At 62.1% G+C, this 3,011-nt stretch carries 1 protein-coding gene; it reads right to left on the bottom strand.

Features of this window, described 5'->3' with window-relative positions; genetic code table 11:
• On the bottom strand, positions 1–2,905 hold a 2,905-nt coding region (locus ACFFGN_RS34235; RefSeq protein ID WP_380056794.1), incomplete at its 3' end, for an acyltransferase domain-containing protein.
• Positions 2,906–3,011: the final 106 nt, after the last annotated feature.

Raw genomic sequence — 3,011 nt, 5'->3', positions numbered from 1 at the left:
GAGCCTCGAGACCCCGACGGCTGGCAAGCAACAGATGCGCCACACCGTGCTCGGCCACCAAATGCCTCGCAGCGAGCGAGCCGAGCACCCCGGTGCCTCCAGTAATGAGAACAGTGCCACCATCAGCCAGCGCCTGCGGACCCCGTGGCTGTACCCCACCCGCCGACGAGCGCGGCCCAGCACCGGCCAATCGGTCCAGACGCGGGACCAGGAACTCGCCTGCCCGCAAAGCCAGCTGTGGTTCCGCCATACCCAAGACCGCGCCAATCCAGCCTTCCGGCAACTCGCTCTCGTCCCAGTCGACCAAAATGATGCGATCAGGATTTTCGCTCTGCGCCGTCCCGAGCAAACCCCATACCGCAGACAGCGCCGGGTCAACGAGCCCGCCCATAACACCAGCCACGTTCGGCGCAAGGACAACAAGGCGGCTGGCTGACAATCTCGCATCGCCAAGAACACCTTGAATCAGCCGAACCGCTTCGGCGATCGCAGAATGCGTGGCGTCCGGATGCATCCCCTGCCCAGGGGCGAGCCCAGCAACGATCACCGCAGGAACTGGCCCACCACCATCGAGTGACGACAATAGGCCAGCCAAACTCTCATATCGATTAGACGAGTTGCCCGCACTGCCCCAGCCCACACCAACCTCGGCCACGAGGCCAGGAGCCTGCGCAACAGCCGGCAACGTCTCCTTTTCTATCGCCGCCGGAGTCCACCGCACCGTGAAGAGCTGATGGGCCCCTTGACGGCCGGCCTGGCGCAAAGCCTCAAGCGCAACCGGCCTAGTTGTCATCATCTCAGCACTGAAGATGGCCCGGCCGGCTGCATCGGCAGCCCGCACCGCCCAAGCGTTTTCTCCCACCGGACTCAATTCGACCCGCAGCGCATCCACACTCGCGGCGTCGGCACAGACCTGCACACCCGCCCAGGAGAAAGGCAAAGCCACCTCGCCACCACGGTCAAGCAGCCCTGCCAGCAACGCATGCAACGCCGAATCCAACAACTCCGGACGGAACGCGAACGAGTCCCGCTCACCGCCCTCGTAGAAGCTGAGCGCGACCTCAGCAAAGACCGAGCCATCCAAAGTCCAGCATCGCTGAAGCCCCTGAAACGCCGGGCCATAGTCATAGCCGAACTCGGTCAAGCGCTCATAAAGATCCTCGCAACCAACAGCCATAGCCCCAACTGGAGGCCAGCTCCCCGCCGGCTCCGAAATGCCGCCAGCGGCACCAAGGCCCACAACCCCAGTAGCATGCTCAGTCCACTCACCAGACTCCGCCTCAGCCACGGCAAGCCGACTATGAACAGCCACATCCCGCAGCCCTCCATCACCAGCGGCACCAACCGTGACCCGCAACTGAAGCCCCCCCTGCTCGGGAACGACCAGCGGCGCCAGCAAATTCAACTCAACCAAACGTGAACAACCCGCCCGGTCCCCAGCAGTCAACGCCAAGTCCACCAAAGCCGTCCCAGGCAACAAAACCATCCCGAACACCACGTGGTCCGCAACCCAAGGCAGGCAGTCAATAGACAACCGACCCGCAAAAACCATCGATCCATCAGGCATCTCCACCACGGCCGCCAACAACGGATGCGCCCCCGCACCCAAACCCGCACTTCCCAAATCGCCACCACCGACCACCTCGAGCCAGTAGCGCTCATGCTGGAAGGCGTAGGTAGGGATATCACCAGCCTCGGCGTTGGGGCGGTCCCCGAAGAATTCTTGCCACCGAATGTACGCGCCATTGCAGTGAGCACGGGAAAGGGCAGCAACGACCTCGGCTGTCTCAGGGCGGTCGCGGCGGACCGTGCTGATCACGCTGCCTTCACCGACCGGCAAGATCTGCTCAGCCAGTGGCGCAAGGACAGCGTCGGGACCGATCTCCACAAAGGTGGTGACGCCGTGCGAGTGCAGGGCGGTAATCCCGTCAGCGAAACGAACAGCTTGACGAAGGTGGTCTGTCCAATAGTCAGCGTTGTAGTCAGAATGTGGCTGACCAGTGAGATTAGAGATGATCGGAATCGACGGCCGATCGTAGACAAGTTGCTGGGCTGCGTTTCTGAATTCCTCCAGTATCGGATCCATATGAGTCGAGTGGAAAGCGTGGCTCACTCGCAACTGCTGAGTCTTACGACCGTTATCACTCCACTGCCGGGCAAGAACATCAGCAGCGTCACGATCACCTGCGATGACAACGGACGTCGGACTATTGACGGCCGCGATAGTCAATCCCTCGATCAATGTGGGACGCACCTCATCCTCACTGGCCTGAATGGCCACCATGGCCCCGCCTGATTGCGCGGCCTGCATGAGACGAGCCCGGGTCGTGACCAGGGCGGCAGCGTCATCCAAACCGATGACCCCGGCCAGGTGAGCGGCGGTGAGCTCACCGATGGAATGGCCCATCAGGTAGTCAGGGATCAGCCCCCACGCCTCCAAGAGGCGATAGAGAGCAACTTGGAAAGCGAACAGAGCCGGCTGCGCATACTGGGTTTGGTTGAGAAGGTCAGCCTCCTGGCCCCACATCACATCCCTGAGGGCCGGGTCAAGGTACTCGAGGACCGTATCGAACGCGGTCGCAAAGTTGGGATACGCGTCATACAACTCCTGCCCCATCCCCAGGCGCTGCGATCCCTGCCCGGAGAACAGATACGCAATCGTCCCAGAGCCAGCCACTGAGCCCTCGACCGCCAAGGGCGACGACTGGCCCCCCGCTAACACCTTCAGGCCTGCCAGCAGCTCCTCACGATCGCCACCAACGACCGCTGCACGACGGTCGAAGCTGGCCCTACTCGTCGCTAACAAGTAGCCGACATCTGCCCCGGAAAGGTCCGGCCGAGCATTCGCGAAGTCGAGCAGCTTACGGGCCTGGTCACGCAAGGCGTTTCCGGTCTTGGCTGACAAGACCCATGGTACGACTGCTGGTTCAACAACAGGCGCTGACTTTTCGTCTTCGGGGGCTTGTTCCACAATCACATGCGCATTAGTGCCACTAATACCGAACGAGGAA

This window comes from Kribbella deserti (genome assembly GCF_042434725.1).
GTDB lineage: Bacteria > Actinomycetota > Actinomycetes > Propionibacteriales > Kribbellaceae > Kribbella > Kribbella deserti.
Note: the sequence above shows the minus strand (reverse complement) of the source record. Positions and strands in the feature narration are given on the sequence as shown.